The sequence below is a fragment of the Halomonas sp. KM007 genome (assembly GCF_050709225.1).
Taxonomy (GTDB): Bacteria; Pseudomonadota; Gammaproteobacteria; order Pseudomonadales; family Halomonadaceae; genus Vreelandella; species Vreelandella hamiltonii.
The window spans coordinates 1,157,497-1,179,666 of the sequence record NZ_CP136131.1; the positions used below are offsets into that span (position 1 = coordinate 1,157,497).

The 22,170-nt window shown below is 61.5% G+C and carries 21 protein-coding genes and 5 tRNA genes; 16 read left to right on the top strand and 10 right to left on the bottom strand.

Annotation, left to right across the window (positions count from 1 at the left end; translation table 11 throughout):
• The first annotated feature begins 31 nt into the window (after window positions 1-31).
• A complete protein-coding gene (locus RVM27_RS05355; RefSeq protein ID WP_287808654.1) occupies window positions 32-1,723 on the top strand; it encodes an L-lactate permease in 1,692 nt (563 codons plus the stop codon).
• Window positions 1,724-1,801: 78 nt separating this feature from the next.
• Here RVM27_RS05355 and RVM27_RS05360 read toward each other — a convergent pair whose 3' ends face one another.
• Window positions 1,802-2,326 carry a gamma carbonic anhydrase family protein gene (locus RVM27_RS05360; RefSeq protein WP_498957535.1) on the bottom strand — a complete coding sequence of 175 codons (525 nt, stop codon included), beginning with the start codon at window positions 2,324-2,326 and terminating at the stop codon, window positions 1,802-1,804.
• Between the two features lie 48 nt (window positions 2,327-2,374).
• Window positions 2,375-3,151, bottom strand: coding sequence for a transcriptional regulator GlcC (glcC, locus tag RVM27_RS05365; protein ID WP_096921444.1), 777 nt, complete (start codon window positions 3,149-3,151; stop codon window positions 2,375-2,377).
• 212 nt (window positions 3,152-3,363) lie between these two features.
• Between glcC and glcD the strand changes: the two genes are divergently transcribed.
• The 4 genes from glcD (at window position 3,364) to RVM27_RS05385 (ending at window position 7,708) form a co-directional block, all read left to right on the top strand.
• Entirely contained in the window at window positions 3,364-4,863 is a 1,500-nt protein-coding gene (glcD, locus tag RVM27_RS05370) for an FAD-binding oxidoreductase (protein ID WP_498274749.1), read from the top strand.
• A 17-nt stretch (window positions 4,864-4,880) separates the two neighbouring features.
• Window positions 4,881-5,978, top strand: coding sequence for a glycolate oxidase subunit GlcE (gene glcE, locus RVM27_RS05375; protein WP_096921445.1), 1,098 nt, complete (start codon window positions 4,881-4,883; stop codon window positions 5,976-5,978).
• 14 nt (window positions 5,979-5,992) lie between these two features.
• Window positions 5,993-7,225, top strand: a complete 1,233-nt coding sequence (glcF, locus tag RVM27_RS05380) for a glycolate oxidase subunit GlcF (protein WP_144979582.1) — start codon at window positions 5,993-5,995, stop codon at window positions 7,223-7,225.
• An 81-nt stretch (window positions 7,226-7,306) separates the two neighbouring features.
• Window positions 7,307-7,708: a heme-binding protein gene (locus RVM27_RS05385; RefSeq protein ID WP_039175367.1), complete on the top strand. Its 402-nt coding sequence runs from the start codon at window positions 7,307-7,309 to the stop codon at window positions 7,706-7,708.
• Between the two features lie 167 nt (window positions 7,709-7,875).
• Here the strand turns inward: RVM27_RS05385 and RVM27_RS05390 are convergent.
• The 6 genes from RVM27_RS05390 to RVM27_RS05415 all read right to left on the bottom strand — a co-directional run bounded on the left by RVM27_RS05390 (window position 7,876) and on the right by RVM27_RS05415 (window position 9,283).
• Window positions 7,876-7,952: transfer RNA gene (locus tag RVM27_RS05390), tRNA-Asp, on the bottom strand.
• Window positions 7,953-8,023: 71 nt separating this feature from the next.
• A tRNA-Val gene (locus tag RVM27_RS05395) sits at window positions 8,024-8,099 on the bottom strand.
• 47 nt (window positions 8,100-8,146) lie between these two features.
• A tRNA-Asp gene (locus RVM27_RS05400) sits at window positions 8,147-8,223 on the bottom strand.
• A 36-nt stretch (window positions 8,224-8,259) separates the two neighbouring features.
• Window positions 8,260-8,336, bottom strand: a tRNA-Asp gene (locus RVM27_RS05405).
• Window positions 8,337-8,381: 45 nt separating this feature from the next.
• Window positions 8,382-8,457, bottom strand: a tRNA-Val gene (locus RVM27_RS05410).
• A gap of 70 nt (window positions 8,458-8,527) precedes the next feature.
• Complete coding sequence (locus tag RVM27_RS05415; RefSeq protein WP_498957536.1) at window positions 8,528-9,283, bottom strand: alpha/beta fold hydrolase; 756 nt, start codon at window positions 9,281-9,283, stop codon at window positions 8,528-8,530.
• A gap of 177 nt (window positions 9,284-9,460) precedes the next feature.
• Between RVM27_RS05415 and ccoN the strand changes: the two genes are divergently transcribed.
• The 11 genes from ccoN (at window position 9,461) to fnr (ending at window position 20,563) form a co-directional block, all read left to right on the top strand.
• Entirely contained in the window at window positions 9,461-10,885 is a 1,425-nt protein-coding gene (gene ccoN / locus RVM27_RS05420) for a cytochrome-c oxidase, cbb3-type subunit I (RefSeq protein WP_039181509.1), read from the top strand.
• Window positions 10,886-10,904: 19 nt separating this feature from the next.
• Entirely contained in the window at window positions 10,905-11,513 is a 609-nt protein-coding gene (gene ccoO / locus RVM27_RS05425; RefSeq protein WP_016916188.1) for a cytochrome-c oxidase, cbb3-type subunit II, read from the top strand.
• 3 nt (window positions 11,514-11,516) lie between these two features.
• Entirely contained in the window at window positions 11,517-11,741 is a 225-nt protein-coding gene (locus RVM27_RS05430) for a CcoQ/FixQ family Cbb3-type cytochrome c oxidase assembly chaperone (protein WP_039181513.1), read from the top strand.
• Window positions 11,738-12,667, top strand: a complete 930-nt coding sequence (gene ccoP / locus RVM27_RS05435) for a cytochrome c family protein (RefSeq protein ID WP_498957538.1) — start codon at window positions 11,738-11,740, stop codon at window positions 12,665-12,667. The genes RVM27_RS05430 and ccoP overlap by 4 nt, the downstream gene beginning before the upstream one ends.
• 223 nt (window positions 12,668-12,890) lie before the next feature.
• A complete protein-coding gene (ccoG, locus tag RVM27_RS05440; RefSeq protein ID WP_498957539.1) occupies window positions 12,891-14,327 on the top strand; it encodes an RdxA/RdxB/FixG family protein in 1,437 nt (478 codons plus the stop codon).
• Between the two features lie 6 nt (window positions 14,328-14,333).
• On the top strand, window positions 14,334-14,855 hold the full coding sequence (locus RVM27_RS05445) for a FixH family protein (protein WP_096921449.1): 522 nt from the start codon (window positions 14,334-14,336) through the stop codon (window positions 14,853-14,855).
• Complete coding sequence (locus RVM27_RS05450; RefSeq protein WP_498957540.1) at window positions 14,852-17,305, top strand: heavy metal translocating P-type ATPase; 2,454 nt, start codon at window positions 14,852-14,854, stop codon at window positions 17,303-17,305. Before RVM27_RS05445 ends, RVM27_RS05450 begins: the two co-directional genes overlap by 4 nt.
• Window positions 17,302-17,520: a cbb3-type cytochrome oxidase assembly protein gene (ccoS, locus tag RVM27_RS05455; protein ID WP_498957541.1), complete on the top strand. Its 219-nt coding sequence runs from the start codon at window positions 17,302-17,304 to the stop codon at window positions 17,518-17,520. The genes RVM27_RS05450 and ccoS overlap by 4 nt, the downstream gene beginning before the upstream one ends.
• Window positions 17,517-18,215 carry a sulfite exporter TauE/SafE family protein gene (locus RVM27_RS05460; protein ID WP_498957542.1) on the top strand — a complete coding sequence of 233 codons (699 nt, stop codon included), beginning with the start codon at window positions 17,517-17,519 and terminating at the stop codon, window positions 18,213-18,215. Before ccoS ends, RVM27_RS05460 begins: the two co-directional genes overlap by 4 nt.
• 110 nt (window positions 18,216-18,325) lie before the next feature.
• Complete coding sequence (gene hemN, locus RVM27_RS05465; RefSeq protein WP_498957543.1) at window positions 18,326-19,750, top strand: oxygen-independent coproporphyrinogen III oxidase; 1,425 nt, start codon at window positions 18,326-18,328, stop codon at window positions 19,748-19,750.
• Between the two features lie 60 nt (window positions 19,751-19,810).
• Window positions 19,811-20,563 (top strand): FNR family transcription factor, encoded by a 753-nt coding sequence (fnr, locus tag RVM27_RS05470; RefSeq protein ID WP_498957544.1) that lies wholly within the window; start codon window positions 19,811-19,813, stop codon window positions 20,561-20,563.
• Here the strand turns inward: fnr and ttcA are convergent.
• The gene (gene ttcA / locus RVM27_RS05475; RefSeq protein ID WP_039181541.1) at window positions 20,550-21,461 is read right to left on the bottom strand and encodes a tRNA 2-thiocytidine(32) synthetase TtcA; all 912 of its coding nucleotides are present in this window, start codon (window positions 21,459-21,461) and stop codon (window positions 20,550-20,552) included. The genes fnr and ttcA overlap by 14 nt on opposite strands.
• Before the next feature lie 115 nt (window positions 21,462-21,576).
• Window positions 21,577-22,158, bottom strand: a complete 582-nt coding sequence (locus RVM27_RS05480; protein ID WP_287805066.1) for a 3'-5' exonuclease family protein — start codon at window positions 22,156-22,158, stop codon at window positions 21,577-21,579.
• Window positions 22,159-22,170 lie beyond the last annotated feature (12 nt).

The following is a 22,170-nucleotide window of genomic DNA, read 5'->3' on the forward strand; positions in this document are numbered from 1 at the left end:
ACCAAATCAATAACAAGGGGCCGTTCCTCCCATGAATGAAAATATACTAGCTCTTCTGGCATTTCTGCCGCTGTTGCTGGCCGGGATATTGCTCATAGGCTTTAAGATTCCCGCCAAGATAGCGATGCCGATCGTTTTCCTCACCGCTGCCATTATCGGCCTGACTGCATGGGACATGTCGTTCAGCCGTGTCGCGGCATCTACCGTTCAAGGGTTGATCCAGACCGCTGGCCTGCTGTGGATCATCTTTGGCGCCATCCTGCTGCTGAACACCCTCAAGCACTCCGGTGGCATCACGGCCATCCGTAACGGCTTTTCAGGCATCAGCCCGGACCGCCGCGTGCAGGCGCTGATCGTAGCGTGGCTGTTTGGCTGCTTTATCGAAGGCGCCTCAGGCTTTGGCACCCCCGCTGCGGTGGCTGCACCGCTGATGGTCGCCTTGGGCTTCCCGGCGCTGGCGGCCGTCGTGGTAGGCATGATGATTCAGTCGACCCCGGTATCGTTTGGCGCAGTGGGCACCCCGATTGTGGTGGGCGTGGGCAGCGGCCTCGACCGTGCCGGCATCACGGCGCAACTGGAAGCCAACGGCTCCACCTGGGAAGCGTTCTTCCAGCAGGTCACCAGCACCACGGCAATCACTCACGGCATCGTGGGTATTCTCATGCCGCTGATTCTGGTGCTGATCATGGTGCGCTTCTTTGGCGCCAACCGCTCCTGGAAAGAGGGGCTGTCCATTGCTCCGTTCGCCATTTTCACGGGCATCGCGTTCGTCGTACCTTACATGCTGGTAGGCGTCTTCCTGGGACCAGAGTTCCCCTCGATGATCGGTGCCATGGTCGGTCTGGCCATTGTCGTACCCGCCGCGCGTAAAGGATTCCTGCTGCCGAAAGACACCTGGGACTTCCCGGAATCCACCTCCTGGCCGGATGAGTGGATCGGCAATCTGCAGATCAAGCTGGATGACGTGGTAGGCAAGACACCGATTTCGACGCTCAAAGGCTGGATTCCCTATGTACTGCTGGCGATCTTCCTGGTGGCCTCCCGTACCGTCGAGCCCCTGCGTGTGGCACTGACTTCCGTGAACCTGAACTGGACCAACATTTTCGGTGAAACCGGCGTCAGCGGCGGCCTCCAGCCGCTCTACCTGCCGGGCGGCATCATTCTAGCCGTGGTGTTCGTGACCTACTTCCTGCACAAGATGAATCCGCGTCAGATGAGCGCTGCGGTTTCAGAGTCCACCAAGACCATTTTTGGTGCGGGTTTCGTACTCATCTTCACCGTGCCGATGGTGCGCATACTGATCAACTCGGGCGTCAATGGCGCAGACCTGGTCTCCATGCCCGTCATGATGGCCCAGGCCGTCGCCAACGGCGTGGGTGGTGTCTATCCCTTCTTTGCGCCCGCCGTGGGTGCCATGGGTGCTTTCATCGCCGGTTCCAACACGGTTTCCAACCTGATGCTGGCCGAGTTCCAGTTCAGCATTGCGCAAACCCTGGGGCTCTCAACCGCCGTCATGGTCGCCCTTCAAGCGGTGGGTGCTGCAGCGGGTAACATGATCGCGATTCACAACGTGGTCGCCGCCTCGGCAACCGTTGGCCTGCTGGGTCGCGAAGGCACCACGATTCGTAAAACGATCATTCCGACCATCTACTACCTGGTATTCACCGGTATCATCGCGCTGGTCGCATTCTATGTGCTGGGTATCACTGATCCGCTGATGTAACAATCTCAGCTGGGCTCAGACACCCTCTCCCACCCCCGGGCCACGCCTGGGGGTGGGCGTTTTCAGGTACAGGCAGGCTCAATCGATGCGCTTGAGCGAGTCAGCGTGCTGCTTGCCCCGTATCACATAGCTTTGTGCATTCAGCTTCAGCGCTTCCACCGCCTCTGCCGACAGCTCCCTGACCACTTTGGCAGGTGAACCGACAATCAGCGAGTTTGGCGGAAAGACCGCCCCTTCCTTGATGAAGGCCCCCGCGCCTACCAGGCTGTTCTCGCCAATCACGGCGCCGTTGAGCACGACCGCCTGAATGCCGATCAAGCAGCCATCCCCCACGGTACAGCCATGCAGCATCGCCTGGTGCCCGACGGTCACCCCTTTTCCCACCTTCAGCGGGTAGCCGGGATCCGCGTGCAGCACGGCGCCATCCTGAATGTTGCTCTCTTCACCGATTTCCAGATGGTCGCTGTCGCCGCGCAGTACGGCCTGATACCACACGCTGGCGCGAGCCTTCAGGGCAACCTGACCGATGACGTCCGCCGTGTCGGCAATGTATACATCTTCATGAATAGCGGGCCGATGCTCGCCAAATTGATAGATGGCCACGTAACGCTCCTTTTGTTGGTTATTCGCTCATGGAGAGTGTCATGATTACTACCACTGTTCCAGACGCATGGCGGAGCGCTCCAGGCGATCGTGCTCCGCCTCCAGCTCTCTCAGCAGTTCACTGATGCTGGTGAGGTGCTCCAGCGCAATCTGCCGCGCCTGCTCGGCGTGGCCGCTGACTACCGAGTCATGCAGGCGTGCGTGCTGCTGATTGATCATTTCTCTGGGCCCGGGCCGGTGGTAGAGGTGCTTGACCGATGCAAAGACCGAGCTGAGCAGCAGATCGGTCAGCCCCTGCAGCGTATGCACCAGCACGGGGTTGTGGGAGGCCTGGGAGATGGCCAGATGAAACGCGTGGTCCAGTCGCGCCAACTGCTCGACTTCCAGGGTATCCGTCTGGGCAGCGTATTCAGCCATCTCACGATAGCGGCGTGTGATCAGCACGCGGTCCATGGACGTACCACGCCGAGCCGCCAGATAGGCAGACTCGCCCTCCAGCAGCGCGCGCACTTCCAGCAGGTCGAACAGCGTCCGCGGATGGTCGCGGAACAGATGCATCAGCGGACTCTGGTGTTGGCTCGGCAACAGCGACGCCACGGTGGAACCATGGCCCTGGCGAGTGTTGATGATGCCCTTGCTGCGCAAGATCCTCAGCCCCTCACGCAGGGAAGCACGAGAAACGCCCAGACGCTCACATAGCCGCCGCTCGGAAGGCAGCAGTTGCCCCGGTCGAAAGACTCCCTCGAGAATCAGCTCTTCCAGCCTGGCCGCCACGTGCTCGGGCGTGCGTTTGCCCATGGCGATGTCATCGTTGTTGAGTACCACTTGCCCTCCTCTCTGCTTGAGCCACAACGCCTCCTGGCGGTAAGACCAAGTAGCTGCCTGGGGTGAGTATGCCACGAACCTTTCGACTATCGACCAATTACTGGTCAGACCACTGCACCACAGGCTGGACAGGCGCCTGAAAAAAGCTCAGATTGGCGTCATGCGGCGGCGACCTGCTGCTCTGTTCAACGATAAAAATGAAGGATGTCGCGATGAATATCCTGTTCGACGAGCGCCTCGATGGCGAGCTCGTCCACCGTGATAAAGCCGAGGTGCTCAGCGACCTGCAAAGCGCTGTGCCTACCTTGACCCTGCTGCACCGCGAAGAAGACCTGCGCCCATTCGAATGCGATGGCCTGGCGGCTTATCGGGTGCTGCCCATGCTGGTCGCCCTGCCGGAAACGCTGGCCCAGGTGGAAGGCCTGCTCAAGCGCTGTCACGCCCTGGGCGTACCGGTGGTGACCCGCGGCGCAGGCACCGGACTTTCCGGCGGCGCCCTGCCCCTGGAACAAGGCGTGCTGCTGGTCATGTCGCGCTTCAATCAGATCATCAGCGTCGACCCCGATGCCCGTCTGGCCAGGGTACAACCTGGCGTTCGCAACCTGGCGATTTCCGAGGCGGCGGCGCCCTATGGCCTGTATTACGCGCCCGACCCGTCTTCCCAGATTGCCTGCTCCATTGGCGGTAACGTCGCCGAAAATGCCGGTGGCGTGCACTGCCTCAAGTATGGCCTGACCGTTCACAACGTGCTGCGCGTGGACGTACTGACCATCGAAGGCGAGCACATGACGCTGGGCTCCGAAGCGCTGGATGCGCCAGGCTTTGATCTGCTCGCGCTGATGAATGGCTCCGAAGGCATGCTGGGGGTGGTCACGGAGATTACCGTCAAGCTGTTGCCCAAGCCGGAAACCGCCAAGGTCCTCATGGCCAGCTTCGACGATATCGAAAAGGCAGGCCGTGCAGTGGGTGACATCATTGCCGCAGGGATCATTCCCGGTGGCCTGGAAATGATGGACAAGCTCGCCATTCAGGCCGCAGAAGACTTCATCAAGGCGGGCTACCCGGTGGATGCCGAAGCCATTCTGCTCTGCGAGCTGGACGGCGTCGAAGCAGACGTGGACGACGACTGCGAGACCGTTCGCCGCGTACTGGAAGCGGCCGGGGCCACCCATATTCAACAGGCCCGGGACGAAGCCGAGCGCGCCAAATTCTGGGCCGGGCGCAAGAACGCCTTCCCGGCGGTAGGCCGCATGTCACCGGACTACTACTGCATGGATGGCACCATTCCCCGCCGCGAGCTGCCCCGGGTACTCAAGGGCATTGCCGCGCTTTCCGAGGAGAGTGGCCTGGCTGTGGCCAACGTGTTTCACGCGGGCGATGGCAATATGCACCCGCTGATTCTGTTCGATGCCAACAAAGAGGGTGAGCTGGCCCTGGCGGAAGACGTCGGTGGCAAGATTCTGGAGCTGTGCGTTGCCGCAGGAGGCTCGATTACCGGCGAGCACGGCGTAGGGCGCGAGAAGATCAATCAGATGTGCAGCCAGTTTCAGCCCGACGAACTGACGGTCTTTCACGCTCTGAAAGCGGCCTTCGACCCGCAACGGCTGCTCAACCCGGGGAAGAACATTCCGACCCTGGCGCGCTGCGCCGAATTTGGCGCCATGCATGTACATAACAACGAGTTACCGCATCCGGAGCTGCCACGCTTCTGATGCCACAAGGACCGACCATGACCGAACTAGCGATACACGCTGACCAGGATATCGCCGCTGAACTGTGCGAACAGGTGCGCAGCGCCTACGCCGAGCGCACCCCGCTACGCATCGTGGCGGGAAACACTCGGGCTTTCTATGGCCGCCCGGTAGAAGGCGCGGAGCTCAATGTCGCGGCCCATCGCGGCATCGTCTCCTACGACCCCGTGGAGCTGGTGGTGACCGTGCGGGCCGGCACACGGCTTGACGCGCTGAACGCAGCACTTGCCGAGAAGCATCAGATGCTGCCTTTCGAGCCACCGATCTTTGGCGAAGCCAGCACCATTGGCGGTGCTGTCGCCACCGGCATGTCCGGCCCCCGTCGCCCCTGGGCCGGGGCTGCCAGGGATTTCGTGCTGGGCACCCGGGTGATCACCCAGGAAGGCAAACTGCTGCGCTTTGGCGGCGAAGTCATGAAGAACGTGGCGGGCTACGATCTCTCCCGCATGATGACCGGCGCCCAGGGCACGCTGGGCGTACTGGCCGATATCTCTTTCAAGGTGCTGCCGATTCCCACCGCCAGCCATAGCCTGCGCCTCTCCATGGGTCTGGAAGACGCCCTGGCGAAGCTCTCCGAGCTGGGCCGCCAGCCGCTGCCGATCACCGCCGCGGCCTGGCACGCGGGCGAGCTGTTCATTCGCCTGGAAGGCGGCGAAAGCTCGGTCAAGGCGACCAAAGAGCGGCTGGGCGGCGACGCCCTCTCGGCAGACTTCTGGCAGCAGCTACGCGACCTGCAGCACGCCTTTTTCAACCTGGCCGAGGGCCAAGCTCTGTGGCGCCTGTCGCTACCACCCCATACACCGCCGTTGGCACTGGCCGTCGATGAAAGCGATATCTTCTACGACTGGGGCGGCAGCCAGCGCTGGGTGAAAACCCCACTGCCCGCGCAAACCCTGCGCGATGCCTGCCAGCAGGCAGGCGGCCACGCCACCTGCTACACCCCGCATCATCAGGGCGGTGCGGAGTCACCGTTCACGCCACTGAATTCAGTCGTGGAAAAGTATCATCGCAACCTGAAGGCCGAACTGGATGCCCACGGCATTTTCAATCCTGGTCGTCTTTATGCGGCATTTTAATCAGGAGAGCTGACATGCAGACGCACTTTACCGATGCCGACCGCCAGAAACCGCATATTCAGGAAGCCGAGCGCATTCTGCGCACCTGCGTACACTGCGGCTTTTGTAACGCCACCTGCCCCACTTACCAGCTGCTGGGCGATGAGCGAGACGGGCCACGCGGGCGTATCTACCTGATGAAAGAGCTGCTGGAGAGCCGCGATGACGATGACCAGGTCACCGAAGAGACTCGCCTGCACCTCGACCGCTGCCTGACCTGCCGCAACTGTGAAACCACCTGCCCCTCGGGCGTCGAGTATCACAAGCTGCTGGATATAGGACGCGCCGAGATCGAGCGCCGCGTGCCCCGCTCGGCCGCCGAACGCGCCCAACGCTACGCCCTGCGTAAAATGCTGGTGGACCCCAAGCGCTTCAAGGCGCTGCTGAGTCTGGGGCAAACCTTCAAACCGCTGGTGCCTGGCAAGCTGCGCAGCAAAATGCCGCCCGCTCCGGTGGATGCAGGTCAACGTCCCGACAGCCAGCGCCATACGCGCAAGGTATTGATCCTGGAAGGCTGTGTGCAGCCTGGTCTCTCGCCCAACACCAATGCGGCGACGGCTCGCTTGCTCGACCGCCTGGGCATCAGCGTCACACCGATCAGTGAAGCGGGGTGCTGCGGTGCCATCGACTTCCACCTCAATGCACAGGAAGCCGGTCGCCAGCGCATGCGCGCCAATATCGACGCCTGGTGGCCGCAAATCGAGCAAGGGGCCGAAGCCATCGTGCAAACCGCCAGCGGCTGCGGCGCCTTCGTCAAAGAGTATGCCGACATGCTCAAGGACGACCCTGTCTACGCGGCAAAGGCCCAGCGTGTCAGCGCACTGGCCAAGGATATCGTCGAGATTCTGCGCGACGAGCCTTTGGAGGCCCTGCAGCTCAAGGAGCATCAGCGTCTGGCATTCCACTGCCCCTGTACGTTGCAGCATGCCCAGAAGCTCAACGGCGCGGTGGAAAGCGTGCTGGGCAAACTCGGCTTTACGCTGGCTCCGGTCAAGGATGCCCACCTGTGCTGCGGTTCGGCAGGCACCTACTCGGTGACGCAGCCGGAGCTCGCCACCCAGCTGCGCGACAACAAACTCAATGCTCTGGAAGCAGGTAACCCCGAAGTGATCGTGACCGCCAATATCGGCTGTCAGACGCATCTGGCCAGTGCCAATCGCACGCCAGTCCGCCACTGGGTAGAAGTCGTCGACGCTGCCCTGGTATAACCTCGATACTCGCGGCCCCTGGCATCACGCCTTGCCCGTCAGGCGCCGCGCCTCACCCCCCATGATAAGAAGGATACTTTGATGCAAACCAAAGCCGTTCTGGGCCAAGCCGACGTCATTCAAGTACTGGACGCCGCACAGCAAGAAGCCGACAACAACAGCTGGCCCGTGACCATTGCCGTCACCGACGATGGCGGCCACCTGCTGGCCCTGCGTCGGCTGGATGGCGCTGCTCCGTTCAGCGCCGAAGTAGCGACCCAAAAAGCGCGCAGCGCAGCGCTCGGCCGCAAAGAGACGCAAATCTTCGAGGAGATGATCAACGGTGGCCGTACGGCGTTTGTCTCGGCACCACTGCAGGGGCTGCTGTCCGGCGGCGTACCGATCATCGTGGATGGCCAGGTCGTGGGTGCCGTGGGGATTTCTGGCGTCAAGCCGGACCAGGATGTCCAGATCGCCAAAGCCGGTGTCAGCGCTATCGCCTGACCACCGAGCACCGCATGACGCCGTGACAAACGGCGTCATGCGCGCCTAAACATAAGCATCTGGAAATAGAAACGACAAAAAAGCCCGGATCGAAGATCCGGGCTTTTGGAATGTGTTCGGTTTTATCGACGTGCTTGCATGCACATGCATAACCGATAAGTGCTTAATGGCGGACCGGACGAGACTCGAACTCGCGACCTCCGGCGTGACAGGCCGGCATTCTAACCGACTGAACTACCGGTCCACGTTAAGACACTTCAAGACCATTGCAAGGGCGTTATCAAAGCGGTTCAGTCGCTATGCACGCTACTTGAATGGTGGGTGGTACTGGGTTCGAACCAGTGACCCCCAGCTTGTAAGGCTGGTGCTCTCCCAACTGAGCTAACCACCCGATCATTGACAGCCAATGGCTGATCAATCGACTGCTTCAGGTTATCGTGGCGGACCGGACGAGACTCGAACTCGCGACCTCCGGCGTGACAGGCCGGCATTCTAACCGACTGAACTACCGGTCCGAATTACGATAACTGATGTGCAACATTGAGCGATGATGGCGGACCGGACGAGACTCGAACTCGCGACCTCCGGCGTGACAGGCCGGCATTCTAACCGACTGAACTACCGGTCCACAAATGCATCACTTGCTGCTTACGTTTCCAGGGCACCATGTCAATGGTGGGTGGTACTGGGTTCGAACCAGTGACCCCCAGCTTGTAAGGCTGGTGCTCTCCCAACTGAGCTAACCACCCGCTGGTCACGTGGCGCTGCATTCTACAGAAGCCTGTTCAAATGTCAACACGAAGCGTTTAAATTCTGCATTTAAACCAGTGTGCTGCACGTATCACCGACTTCCGCTCCTTGAGCGCGGACGAAGGATGCCGCAATCCGGGCAGCCTCGTCAATCAAAACCTTTTGATTCAGGCCGGATAATTTCCGTGGCTTGAAATCATGGTCCCCATAGGCAAGCCATTCCACCTGCACGCGCCTCGGTAGTCGGTAGCTCTCTACCTCAGCACGGGTGCCAAAAGGATCTCGCTCGCCCTGGATGATCAACGTCGGGCAGGACAACGACGCAAAGTGCTCCGTTCGCAGCACGTCCGGCTTTTTAGGAGGATGGAACGGATACCCCACGGCGATCACGCCTGGGCACGTCCGCTCACTGGCAAATAACGACGCCAGGCGCCCGCCCATGGACTTGCCCCCCACCCATAAAGGAAGTGGGCCCAACGGCTCGATCAGGGAGTACCAGTCAGCGACACAGGCCACACTTTTCAGCACGGGTGGTGGCGGGCGACGCTTGCCCTGCTCGTGCATCTGCTGCATGTAGGGCAAATCGATAGCCCATACCTGTATGTCATGCGCCGCCAGCGTCGCGGCAAATTGCCGCATAAAATCGCTCAGGTGCCCTGCTCCCGCACCGTGCAGCAGCAGCAAGCGCCCCTGCCGGGGCATGCCGGAAACACTCACCGGCCCATATCCTTCCACGTAAAAGCGCTGAACAGCGGGGCTGGCAATACCCTTGAACAGTGCCTGTGGCGCAAGCGGCTCGAACCCCAGGCCAGCGTAATAGGACAACGTCGACTCCTGCTAATTCAGCGTTACATCCATTGGCGTGTTCAGCTTAAGCCTCGGCTGCGATAGAATCTAGGCCGGATCTTGACCTGCATCATCAAGCGGGTGGCCGCACCCAGGCAAAATGCTAATGCACAATGCTACGGGTTACCCCCTAACCGCGTTCGATGGGAACATGAAATGAGCACAGCACTGGAACACCCGACCTACAATTACAAGGTAGTTCGGCAGTTCGCGATCATGACCGTTGTGTGGGGCATCGTGGGCATGACGATTGGCGTCATCCTCGCCTCCCAGCTGGTTTGGCCGCAACTGAACCTCGGCTTACCTTGGACTAGCTTCGGGCGTCTTCGTCCGTTACACACTAACGCCGTCATCTTTGCCTTCGGTGGCTCAGCGCTGTTCGCGACGTCGTATTACGTCGTTCAGCGTACCTGTCAGACACGTCTGTTCTCTGACAAGCTCGCCGCGTTCACCTTCTGGGGTTGGCAGGCGGTCATCCTTTCTGCCGTGGTCAGCCTGCCATTGGGGTATACCACCACGAAAGAGTACGCAGAGCTGGAATGGCCAATCAACATCCTGATTGCCGTTGTCTGGATCAGCTACGCCATCGTGTTCCTGATGACGATCAAGAAGCGCGCCACGTCCCACATCTATGTGGCCAACTGGTTCTTTGCTGCGTTCATCCTGACCGTGGCCGTGCTGCACATCGTCAACAACGCCGCCATTCCTGTCACCATGATGTACTCCACCTCGATCTATGCCGGTGCCGTGGATGCCATGGTGCAGTGGTGGTACGGCCACAACGCGGTGGGCTTCTTCCTGACGGCAGGCTTTTTGGGCATGATGTACTACTTCGTACCCAAACAGGCCGAGCGTCCGATCTACTCCTACCGTCTGTCCATCGTCCACTTCTGGGCGCTGATCATGATCTACATGTGGGCAGGCCCGCACCACCTGCATTACACCGCACTGCCCAACTGGGCGCAGTCGCTGGGCATGATCATGTCGATCATCCTGCTGGCACCTTCCTGGGGCGGCATGATCAACGGCATGATGACCCTGTCGGGCGCCTGGCATAAGCTGCGCACCGACCCGACCCTGCGCTTTCTGGTCGTGGCTCTGTCGTTCTACGGCATGTCGACCTTCGAAGGCCCGATGATGGCCATCAAGACCGTCAACGCGCTGTCTCACTACACCGACTGGACCATCGGCCACGTGCACTCCGGGGCGCTGGGCTGGGTAGCGATGATCACCATTGGCTCCATGTACCACCTGATTCCGCGGGTCTTCGGCCGCACCGAAATGTACTCCGTCAGCCTGATCGCCGTGCACTTCTGGCTGGCCACCATCGGTACCGTACTGTACATCGCGGCGATGTGGGTCAATGGCATCATGCAAGGCCTGATGTGGCGCGCCATCAACGCCGACGGCACGCTGATGTACACCTTCGTTGAGTCTGTCGAAGCCAGTGGCCCAGGCTACTTCGTTCGTCTGATAGGCGGCCTGTTCTGGGTAGTCGGCATGCTGATCATGGCGTTCAACGTGTACATGACCGTCAAGCGTCGTGAAGCCATCAGCTACTCGGCACCACAAGCCGCTTAAACCGGGGAAGTTCAGACCAATGAAACATGAGATTGTCGAAAAGAACGTTGGCCTACTCGCCGTCTTGATCCTGGTTGCGATCAGCTTCGGCGGCTTGGCCGAAGTCGTGCCACTGTTCTTTCAAAAGGATACGACAGAGCCCGTGGAGGGGCTGCGCCCGCTGAGTGCACTGGAGCTCGAAGGCCGGGACATCTACCGCCGCGAAGGCTGTGTGGGCTGCCACTCCCAGATGATTCGCCCGTTCCGTGCGGAAACCGAGCGCTACGGCCACTACAACGTGGCTGGTGAACAGGTGTACGAGCACAACTTCCTGTGGGGGTCCAAGCGTACGGGGCCAGACCTGGCGCGCGTAGGCGGCCGCTACAGCGATGACTGGCACCGCGCCCACATGTACAACCCGCGCGATGTCGTGCCCGAGTCCATCATGCCGGCTTACCCCTGGCTGTTCGAGCGCACCCTGGATGGCGAAGCGACACCGCGCAAGATGCGTGTGCTGCGTCAGCTGGGCGTTCCCTACACCGATGAAGATATCGCCAACGCCACCGCCGAAGTACGCGGCCAGCAGGAAATCACTGCACTGGTGGCCTATCTGCAACAGTTAGGAACCGTGCTCGAGGGCACTCGTTAAGTTATGGATACGGGAACTTTCCGCGGACTTATCACGTTCATTCTCATTGTCGCTTTCGTAGGCATCTTCTTCTGGGCCTACTCCAAGCGGCGCAAACCCGACTTCGATGAAGCGGCCAACCTGCCCTTTGCCGACGATGAAAACGATAAGCAACCGACCCGTGACAAGCATGCTTCGCCAGAGGGCGAAGCGGATTCCCGCCACGACAGGGGAGATAAGAATAGATGAATAACTTATGGGGTGACTCCCTATCCAGCTTCTGGAGCGCCTGGATCATCGTCATCACTCTGGGCACGATTGCGCTGAGCGTTTGGATCCTGATCTCCAACCGCCGCACCGACAAGACCCCGGATGCTGATGGTAATGTAGAGACCACTGGCCACGCGGCTGATGGCATCGAAGAGTACGATAACCCCCTGCCCCAGTGGTGGTTCAAGCTCTTCATCCTGACCGTGGTCTTTGCGCTGGGCTATCTGGTGCTGTACCCAGGTCTGGGCAACTACGCGGGCGTGCTGGGCTGGTCTCAGGAAAGTCAGTGGGAAGAAGAAGTGGCGCAGGCCAACGAGCGCTTCACACCGATCTTTGCTCAGTACCAGGAAGTGCCGATTCCCGAACTGGCGCGTGATGCCGAGGCCATGCAGGTGGCCGAGCGCATTTACCTGAACAACTGCGCGGTGTGCCACGGCTCCAACGCCCAGGGCGGCTACGGCTTCCCGAACCTGACCGATGACGACTGGCTGTACGGCGGCGAACCCGAGAACATTCTCGCGACCCTGAACAACGGTCGGAATGGTCTGATGCCCTCCTGGCAGCAGCTCGGTGAGAACAACATCGAGAACCTGACCCAGTACGTGCTGTCGCTCTCCAACCTGGAGCACGACGAGGAGCGCGCAGCCAGCGGTGAAAGCACCTTCCTGGCCGCCTGTGCCGCCTGTCACACGCCTAGCGGCACCGGCAACACGGCACTCGGCGCCCCCAACCTGACCAACGATATCTGGCTGTATCAGGCACCGGGGCAGAGCGTTGCCGACTCTGTACGCCAAACGCTGCGCAACGGCCGTAACGGCCACATGCCTGCCCAGGCGGCGTACATCGGTGAAGAGCGCGTCCACCTGGTGGCCGCTTACGTGTACAGCCTGCGCTTCCGCGACTGATCTCGTTGTCAGGCGTTTGACGCCAGTGTGCACCAAGGGTGCGGTTTCATACCGCACCCTTTCTACATCCAGCAACCGCTCAGCCGCTCGGCGATCCGTTACACTATTGTTTATCGAAACAGGTTTATCGACACAGGTTTAGCGACACGGCATAACGCTACTACGCCAGCGACCACCCTTCGGCTGCCGCCCACGTCTGCCTCACTGAGCTGCGATCACCGCCATGGAAAAAATACCTAGCCACGATATTACGCCGCCAACCGTTGGGCACCACACGCCTGGCCAGAACGAGACCCAGGAGATGTACGCCAAGCGGCGGCACATCTACGTGCGTGAAATCAAAGGTCTGTTCCAAAAGGTTCGGCGCAGCGCCAACTGGGCACTGATGATGGCCTTCTTTCTGCTTCCCTGGTTGAACTGGGGGGATCGACCTGCCGTATGGTTCGACCTGCCGGGGCGTGAGTTTCATATCTTTGCGGCGACTTTCTACCCGCAAGAGTTCGTGCTGCTCTCGTGGCTATTGATCATCTGTGCCTTTGGGCTGTTTTTCATCACGGTGTTTGCTGGTCGTGTCTGGTGCGGCTATACCTGCCCGCAGAGCGTCTGGACCTTCCTGTTCATCTGGCTGGAACACCGTATCGAAGGCAGCCGCCATCAGCGCATCAAGCTGGACAAACAGGCCATGGACGCCAGCAAGGCGTGGCGCAAGACCGCCAAGCACAGCGCCTGGCTGCTGATCGCTCTGGCCACCGGCGTGACCTTCGTGGGCTATTTCACGCCCATTCGTTCACTGGTGGTCGAACTGCCCACACTGGAGGCCCACGGCTGGTCCTACTTCTGGGTCGGCTTCTTCCTGGTGTTCACTTACCTGAATGCGGGCTGGCTGCGTGAGCAGGTGTGCATCTACATGTGCCCCTACGCCCGCTTTCAGTCGGTCATGTTCGACCGTGATACGCTGATCGTTTCTTACGACGCCACCCGGGGAGAGCCGCGCGGCAGCCGCAAGAAAGCCCTCACCCATTCCCAGGCTCAGGCGGCAGGATACGGTGACTGTATCGACTGCGAGCTGTGCGTGCAGGTGTGCCCCACGGGGATCGATATTCGCGACGGCCTTCAGTACGAATGCATCACCTGCGCCGCCTGTATCGATGCCTGCGACAGCGTCATGGATCGCATGGGCTACCCGCGCGGGCTGGTTCGCTATACCACGGAAAATGCGCTCGAAGGCAAGAAGAGTCATGTGTTGCGCCCCCGCCTGCTGGGCTATCTGGCCGCGCTGCTGATCATGATCGCCACGTTCGCCTGGGCGGTGAATGAGCGCATGCCGCTGGGCTTCGAGGCAGAGCGAGAGCGCACACAGCTTTACCAGATCACGCGAGAGGGTCAGGTCAGCAACGTCTATAACCTGACGATTCGCAATCTGGACAATACGGCCCATACCTATCGACTGAGCGCGACCGGGCTCGAGACACTCACCCTGGACCGCACGTCGATAGAAGTGCCTGCTGGTGAGACACGCACCCAGATCGTGACCGTCCTGGCCGACCCGACTGAGCTGCAACAGCCCAGCCAACCGATCACTTTCATCTTGCAGTCTCAGCAAGACGACACCATTCGCTCGGAGCGTGAAACGCGCTTCCTGGGCGACGTTAGGAGATAAGTCCCCATGTCCGACACCCCGATTCAACCCTGGTACAAGCAGTTCTGGCCATGGTTCCTGCTGGCGCTGCTCTCCTCGTCCATCGTGGTCAGCATCACTTTTGCGGTCCTGTCGATCAAGACTGCCGACGGCATGGTGGTCCAGGAGGACTACTACGAACACGGCAAAGCCATCAACATGGTGCTGGCCAAACAGGAGCGTGCCAATGAGCTGGGGCTTTCTGCAGAGCTGCGCATCGATCCGCTCACCAGCGATATCGTGCTGGACCTGACCGGCGACGACCGCCCGGAGACCCTCTACCTGACGCTGATCTTCCCGACCCAGGATGACCGTGATCAGGAGTTCGTGCTGCAGCACGTGCGCGAAGGCCGCTACATCACCCAGGGCCCAGACAATCTGCGCTACCGCTGGTACATTCAGCTGCAGCCCCAGCAAACCGACGCCGACTGGCGGCTGATCGGTGAGGCGCGCTTCCCCAATGAAGAGAGTGTCGCCCTTCTACCCGGAGGCCGCACGCAGAGCGAATGAGTACTGCATCTCTAGCCAGCTGTTACCACTGCGGCAGCGCGGTGCCTGATGGGGCACCATGGAAGATCATCATCGACGAAGCGCCCCAGCCGCTTTGCTGCCCCGGCTGCGAAGCGGTTGCCCACGCCATCGTGGAAGGCGGCCTGGAGAGCTACTATCGCTACCGCACCGAGCTACCGGAGCGCCCCGACGAGCGTCAGGCCAGCAAATCAGACACCTGGTCGGTGTTCGACGACCCCGCGCTGCAGGCCCAGTTCACTCACCCGGCAGGGGATGAAGGCCACCTGCGGGCAACCCTGGCCGTAGAAGGGATCACCTGCGCCGCCTGCGCCTGGCTCATCGAACACCGCCTGAACACCCTGGAAGGCGTCAGCTCCAGCGCGGTCAACCTGTCGCACCACCGCCTGCGCATATGCTGGGACCCGACACGTATCAAGCTCTCCCAACTGTTTGCCGAGCTGGCCAGCATTGGCTACGACGCCCAACCCTACGAGCCCGATCAGGCCCAGGCACGCCTGCAACACGAAGAGCGCATGAACGTGCGGCGCCTGATCGTAGCCGCCGTGGGCATGATGCAAGTGATGATGTTCTCGATACCGATCTATGTGTCGGACCCCGGGGAGCTGAGCGCCGACTTCTATGCCCTGTTCCACTGGCTATCGTTTGCGCTGGCAACGCCAGTGGTGCTGTTTTCGGCACAGCCCTTTTTCCGCAATGCCCTGCGCGACCTGAAAAGCGGCGTGCTGGGCATGGACGTGCCGGTCTCGCTGGCCATTGGCGGCGCTTACCTGGCCAGCAGCTATGCGGTGCTGTTCGATGTCGGCGAGGTATATTTCGACTCCGTGGCCATGTTCACCTTCTTTCTGCTGTTTGGCCGCTACGTGGAAGGCCGCGCGCGGCGCCGTAGCGGCCACAGCGGCAATGCGCTGAGCGGCGTACTGCCGGTCTCGGCCATTCGTCTGGAGGCGGATGGCAGTGAGCGTATTCTGCCGGCCAGCGAACTGACGGTAGGCGACCGCGTATTGATCAAGCCGGGCCACGGCGTCCCTGCCGATGGCGTGATCGAAGAGGGCGAATCCAGCCTCGACGAATCCATGCTGACCGGCGAGTACTTGCCGGTGACCCGGCGTATCGGCGATAGCGTGGTGGGCGGCAGCCAGAACATGGAAAACCCGCTGACCATGCGCGTCACCCACCCCGGCAATACGGCTCGGGTAGCAGGCATCGTCGACCTGACCGATCGCGCCTTTGCCAGCCGCCCCCGCCTGGCGCAAATGGCCGCCCGCATGGCCCACCTGTTCGTCCTTCGGCTACTGCTGGTGACGGCCTGTGTCACCATCACCTGGTGGATCATCGACCCGTCGAGAGTGCTCTGGATCATGCTGTCGGTACTGGTGGTCACCTGCCCCTGTGCACTGGCTCTGGCCACGCCCACGGCGCTGACCGCCGGCCACGGCCAGCTGCGCCAGCGGGGCGTGCTGATTACCCGCGCCGATGCCATCGAGTCGCTGTCCAACGTTACCCGCGTCATCTTCGACAAGACCGGCACGCTGACCCGCGGTGAAATGCAGCTCACCCAGACCCAACCGCTGGGACATCACGATAGCGAGCATCTACGCGCCATTGCCGCCGCGCTGGAAGCCCACTCCGAGCATCCTATCGCCCGCGCCTTCCGCCCCTTCCGGGATGCCACGCTTCAGGCCCGACATGTGAAGAGCCATACCGGTAGCGGCCTCGAGGGTACTCTTGATGGTGCCGTCTGGCGGTTGGGCAAGCCCGACTTCGCCAGCCAGCAAAGCATCGCGGTGCCGGGCAGCGGACAGTGGCTGCTGCTGAGCGAAGATCACCAGCCGCGCGCCTGGTTCAAGCTGCATGACGGCATTCGGGAAGACGCCGCGCAAACCGTGGCGGCCCTGCAAGCACGCGGTCTGGCGGTGGAGCTGCTCTCCGGGGATACCCGGGAAGCCGTGGAAAGCCTGGCCGATCAGCTCAATATCGAGACCTGGCACGCGGGCCAGTCCCCCGAGGACAAGCTGAACCGGCTGCGCGAGCTGCAGACCCAGGGCGAACGGGTGGTGATGATTGGTGATGGCATCAACGATGTGCCCGTGCTGGCCGGGGCCGATGTCGCGATTGCCATGAACGGTGCCACCGACCTGGCGCGTACCCGCGCCGATGCGGTGCTGATGAGCCCACGCCTGATGCGCATCCACGATGCCGTGGATATTGCCCAGGCCACCCGCCGCATCATGCGTCAAAACATGATCTGGTCGGTATGCTACAACTTCTCGGCCTTGCCGCTGGCCGCCATGGGGCTCATTCCGCCCTGGCTGGCCGCCATCGGCATGTCGCTGAGTTCGCTGGTGGTGGTGGGCAACGCCCTGCGTCTATCGCGTTGGCGCAGTGCTCCACCCCCCAGCATCGCCCCCGCCACACCGGTGACTGCATGAGCATTCTGTACCTGTTGATTCCGCTATCGCTGATCCTGCTCGGCCTCGCGGTCTGGGCCTTCTTCTGGGCGGTGAAGCACGACCAGTTCGAAGATCTGGAAGGCCCTGCCCACCGCATCCTGTTCGATGACGACGACAACGACCTGCCCCCCGAACAGCGCGCCGAGCGAAAAAACAGGGCCAGGCCGCCTCGCGACCAAGAGCCCCCGCCATGAACCCGACCGGGCTGGACCTGCCGCCGCTGCTGGCGGCCTGGGTATTTGGCCTCATGGGCGGGGCGCACTGCATCGGCATGTGCGGTGGCATCATGAGCGCCCTCACCTTCGCCGTGCCGCCCAGCATGCGCCACCCTGCTCGCCTGGGCGGGCTGCTGATGAGCTACAACCTGGGGCGTATTCTCAGCTACATGGTGGCCGGTGCGCTGGTGGCCGCGCTGGGCACGCTGGTCTCGCTCTCCCCGGCCGCCCGAGTGGGCCTGCAGGTGGTAGCGGCGGTCATGCTGATTCTGATGGCGCTGTACATCGCCAACTGGTGGAAAGGACTGCTCCGAGTCGAGGCCGCCGGGCGCTACCTGTGGCGCTATCTCGAACCTCTGGGCCGACGGTTGATGCCCGTCGTGCACCTGCCCCAAGCGTTTGCCCTGGGCGCCATCTGGGGCTGGCTACCCTGTGGGCTGGTGTACTCCATGCTGGCCTGGAGCCTGGCCACGGCCGACCCGCTGCAAGGCGCTTTGCTGATGGGCGCCTTCGGACTGGGCACGCTGCCCGCGCTGCTGGCCACCGGCCTGGCGGCTCGCCAGATGGGCCACCTCATTCGCCACCCCGCCACGCGTACCGTGGCTGCCTTGACCATCATCGGCTTTGCCCTGTGGCAACTGTGGTCGCTGCTGCCGACGGCCCTCCACCCATAGCTTGATATAGCTCAACGCTTTGCCCGCTTCGATGCCTTAGCATGCAGGCATATGTCGGCCGGTGGCCCACCACCTGGCTACTTTGCCCTGTTACCACGGAGCGTCTCTTCATGCCCCTTGCCTCTGCTGCCACCGTACCTCCTCACCTCGCAGCGGCCGAGACCCCTGCCTGGGACGAGGCCCTGCTGCGCCGTTACGACACCAGCGGCCCACGCTATACGTCCTACCCTACGGCACTCTCCTTTGACGCAGACATCGGTGCCGACGACGTCACTGAAGCCCTGGCGCGCAGCAATGCCAGCCAACGGCCGCTCTCCCTGTACGTGCACGTGCCCTTTTGCCGCAAGATCTGCTTCTACTGCGCCTGCAACAAGATCGCCACCAAGAATACCCAGCTGGCCGAACCCTACCTATCGCGCCTCGATCGTGAAATGGTGTTGACCTCGCGCCATCTGGATACTCGGCGGCCCGTGCAGCAACTGCACTGGGGCGGTGGCACCCCAACGTTCCTGACCCTGGCGCAAATGAGCGACCTGGTAGACAGGTTGGACGCGAGGTTTGGGCTCTCCAACGCTCCTGACCGCGATTACGCCATCGAGATCGACCCCCGTGAAGCAGATGTCTTTACCCTGCGCCACCTGCAGTCGCTGGGTTTCAATCGCCTCAGTCTGGGCGTCCAGGACCTGAACCCTAGGGTACAGGCGGCCATCAACCGCGTGCAGCCCAAGGTCATGACCGAAACCCTGATGGACGAAGCACATCGGCTGGGCTTTCGCTCCCTCAATCTGGATCTGATTTACGGGCTACCGTTTCAGACCGAGCAGAGCTTTGCCGACACGCTTGCCCAGGTCATCGACCTCAACCCGGCCCGCTTGTCGGTGTTCAATTACGCCCACATGCCCAGCCGCTTTGCCCCCCAGCGGCGCATCAGCGAAACAGACCTGCCCAGCGCCGACGAGAAGCTGGCGATCCTGCGAACCACCATCGAGATGCTCACTCAGGCAGGCTACGTGCATATCGGCATGGACCACTTCGCCCGCCCGGACGACAGCCTCGCCCAGGCACAGCGCCAAGGCACCCTGCAGCGCAACTTTCAGGGCTACTCCAGCCACGCCCAATGCGACCTGATTGGCTTGGGTGTCTCGGCCATTTCCCGTATCGATGACCTGTATGCCCAGAACCCCACCCAACTGGCAGCCTACGAAGCGGCATTGGATGAAGGTCGGCTGGCAACCGTCAAAGGGATACGTTTAAATAAGGATGATCTAATACGAAGAGACGTCATCGAGCGCCTGATGTGCGATATGGAAATTGACCTGGCCAGCGTTGGCCAGCGCTGGCACATCGATGCGCCCGTCTACTTCGCCAGTGCGCTGGAGCATCTGCAGCCTGCCGAGCGGGATGGCCTGCTGCAGCGCGAAGGGACCCGCCTGCGGGCAACACCGACCGGGCGGCTGCTGATTCGCCACCTGGCCATGGCATTCGATGCGCGCCTGCCGGGGCAGTCATCGCAACGCTACTCGAAGATCGTATAAACGGCACCTTGAGACATCCACCCCCTGACCCTATGATGGCTAATGAAAAGGGAGAACAACATGCCATATCCTGCCAGCCAACGACGTTCACTGCTGCAAGGGGCGCGCTGCCAGACCTGCAGCCTCAGCTCGCTGTGCCTACCGCTCGCCCTGGAGCTGGAGGATATGAGCCAGTTCGACGCCATCATCCGCCGCCGCGCACCGCTCAAGAAGGGCGAACCGCTGTTTCGCCAGGGCGATGCGTTCACCAGCGTCTATGCGGTACGTTCCGGCAGCCTGAAACAGGTGACCAGCGAAGGCAACGGCAACGATCAGTTGACCAACTTCTATCTGCCCAGCGAGCTGGTGGGGTTGGATGGTATCGATGAAGAGCAGTATCCCGGCAGCGTGATCGCCCTGGAAACCACCACGGTGTGCGAGATTCCTTTCGACCGCCTGGACACCCTATCGCAAGAGCTGCCGGAGCTGCGTGGCCAGCTTTACCGCAGCATGAGCAAGGAACTGCGTGATGATCGGCGCATGATGCGCCTGCTATCGCGCAAGACCGCCGACCAGCGGCTGGCCAGCTTCCTGATTACCCTCTCTGATCGCTTCCGGCGACGCGGCTACTCGCCCTACAGCTTCCGGCTCTCCATGTCCCGCGCCGATATGGGGAACTACCTGGGCCTGGCCGTCGAAACCGTCAGCCGCATCCTGAGCCGCTTTCAGCAGCAGAACGTGGTGGCCGTCTCGGGTCGAGAGGTCAATATTCTCGACCTGCAACGGCTCATCACCCTGGCCGAAGAGGAAGAGCAGGCAATCAGCTCACGTTGAACGCCTGAATGCGCCCTTCCATCAACGCCGCCTGTTTGGCTTCCAGCCCGACGAAGTCGAACAGCGCCCGGTCGGCCAATTGGGAAGGCGCCACATTGGTGACGGCCTTGAACATGCTTTCCAAGCGACCCGGGTGCTTCTTGTCCCATTCGGCCAGCATGTCCTTGACGATCTGACGCTGCATGTTGGGCTGCGACCCGCACAGGTTGCAGGGAATGATCGGAAACTCCATCAGCCGTGAGAATTCGGCAATGTCCGCTTCCTTGCAGTAGGCCAGGGGGCGGATCACGATGTTCTTGCCGTCGTCGGACAGCAGCTTGGGCGGCATGGCCTTCAAGGTCCCGCCAAAGAACATGTTGAGAAACAGCGTCTCGAGGATGTCTTCCCGGTGGTGGCCCAGGGCAATCTTGTTGGCGCCGATCTCCTCGGCAAACCCGTAAAGTGACCCGCGACGCAGCCGCGAGCAGAGCGCGCAGGTGGTCTTGCCTTCCGGGGTTTTCTCCTTCACCACCGAATAGGTATCCCGCTCCAGAATGTGGTACTCCACACCCAGCTTATCAAGGTAACGGGGCAACACGTGCTCGGGAAAGCCCGGCTGTTTCTGGTCGAGATTGACCGCCACCAGGGAAAAATTGACCGGCGCATTGCGCTGCAGATTGCGCAGGATTTCCAGCATGGTGTAGCTGTCCTTGCCACCCGACAGGCATACCATGACCCGATCCCCCTCATCGATCATGTTGTAATCGATGATGGCGTTGCCCACTTCACGACGAAGACGCTTCTGCAACTTGTTGAATTCGCGCTTCTGTTTGGCATCCTGAAGTTCAGGCTGCTGTTCAGACGCCGCATTGGTGGCACGCGTCGCCGAGGAGGGGTCGAAAAAGTCAGGTGATAACATGGTCGTTGTACTGCCGATGGGTGAAGGAGCAGCGGCTATTCTACAAGACTCGCAGGCGCGACCCAATACAAACCCATCGTCGGCCTCTGGCCACACCGAGCGGCAGCGCGTCGGCTCACACCGTGAAAAGGCGCTCACTCTGCAGGCGCTGATAGAGCAGCGCCGCCGCCGTGGCCTCGCTTTGCACCGAGGGCCAGGCCAGCGGCAAAGACCAGCATGACAGCGCTTCGTTGATGCTCGGGCCGACCTCTGCCTGGGGATGCAAGCGGCGTAGCTGACGAGCGTGCAGCCTGGCCAGATCGACTTGGGCATTGGGTAGCCCAAACCCCAGCGTGGCTTTGAACATCCGACCAAGCGGCGCCAGCAAGGTATCCAGCTGCCACCCCACCACTGGCCGATTGCCGATGAACTCCGCCAACGCTTCGACCCGGGCTCCCGAGTCAACTGACGAAGCAGGTGCGTCGTCTCGCTCCTGACGATAAGGCATGTATTCGCCTTTCATGGTCAGCGTGTCGCTCCAGGCATGGCTGGTCAACACCCGGCGCGGCGTCAATACGACAGCGGCCATGCGCAGCTCGCCCGGGCGAGCCTGGCTTTCACGGCACGCCAACGCCACCGCTTCTTCGCCCATATAAGGCTGAAACAGCCAGCCATGCGGCGTATCCGCGAACCGCCGTCGATCGCTTTCACGCTGCACCAACGTTCTCAG

Coding starts and splice junctions, on each gene's coding strand:
- RVM27_RS05355 (WP_287808654.1), top strand. CDS start 32: ATGAATGAAAATATACTAGCTCTTCTGGCATTTCTGCCGCTGTTGCTG.
- glcD (WP_498274749.1), top strand. CDS start 3,364: ATGAATATCCTGTTCGACGAGCGCCTCGATGGCGAGCTCGTCCACCGT.
- glcE (WP_096921445.1), top strand. CDS start 4,881: ATGACCGAACTAGCGATACACGCTGACCAGGATATCGCCGCTGAACTG.
- glcF (WP_144979582.1), top strand. CDS start 5,993: ATGCAGACGCACTTTACCGATGCCGACCGCCAGAAACCGCATATTCAG.
- RVM27_RS05385 (WP_039175367.1), top strand. CDS start 7,307: ATGCAAACCAAAGCCGTTCTGGGCCAAGCCGACGTCATTCAAGTACTG.
- ccoN (WP_039181509.1), top strand. CDS start 9,461: ATGAGCACAGCACTGGAACACCCGACCTACAATTACAAGGTAGTTCGG.
- ccoO (WP_016916188.1), top strand. CDS start 10,905: ATGAAACATGAGATTGTCGAAAAGAACGTTGGCCTACTCGCCGTCTTG.
- RVM27_RS05430 (WP_039181513.1), top strand. CDS start 11,517: ATGGATACGGGAACTTTCCGCGGACTTATCACGTTCATTCTCATTGTC.
- ccoP (WP_498957538.1), top strand. CDS start 11,738: ATGAATAACTTATGGGGTGACTCCCTATCCAGCTTCTGGAGCGCCTGG.
- ccoG (WP_498957539.1), top strand. CDS start 12,891: ATGGAAAAAATACCTAGCCACGATATTACGCCGCCAACCGTTGGGCAC.
- RVM27_RS05445 (WP_096921449.1), top strand. CDS start 14,334: ATGTCCGACACCCCGATTCAACCCTGGTACAAGCAGTTCTGGCCATGG.
- RVM27_RS05450 (WP_498957540.1), top strand. CDS start 14,852: ATGAGTACTGCATCTCTAGCCAGCTGTTACCACTGCGGCAGCGCGGTG.
- ccoS (WP_498957541.1), top strand. CDS start 17,302: ATGAGCATTCTGTACCTGTTGATTCCGCTATCGCTGATCCTGCTCGGC.
- RVM27_RS05460 (WP_498957542.1), top strand. CDS start 17,517: ATGAACCCGACCGGGCTGGACCTGCCGCCGCTGCTGGCGGCCTGGGTA.
- hemN (WP_498957543.1), top strand. CDS start 18,326: ATGCCCCTTGCCTCTGCTGCCACCGTACCTCCTCACCTCGCAGCGGCC.
- fnr (WP_498957544.1), top strand. CDS start 19,811: ATGCCATATCCTGCCAGCCAACGACGTTCACTGCTGCAAGGGGCGCGC.
- ttcA (WP_039181541.1), bottom strand. CDS start 21,461: ATGTTATCACCTGACTTTTTCGACCCCTCCTCGGCGACGCGTGCCACC.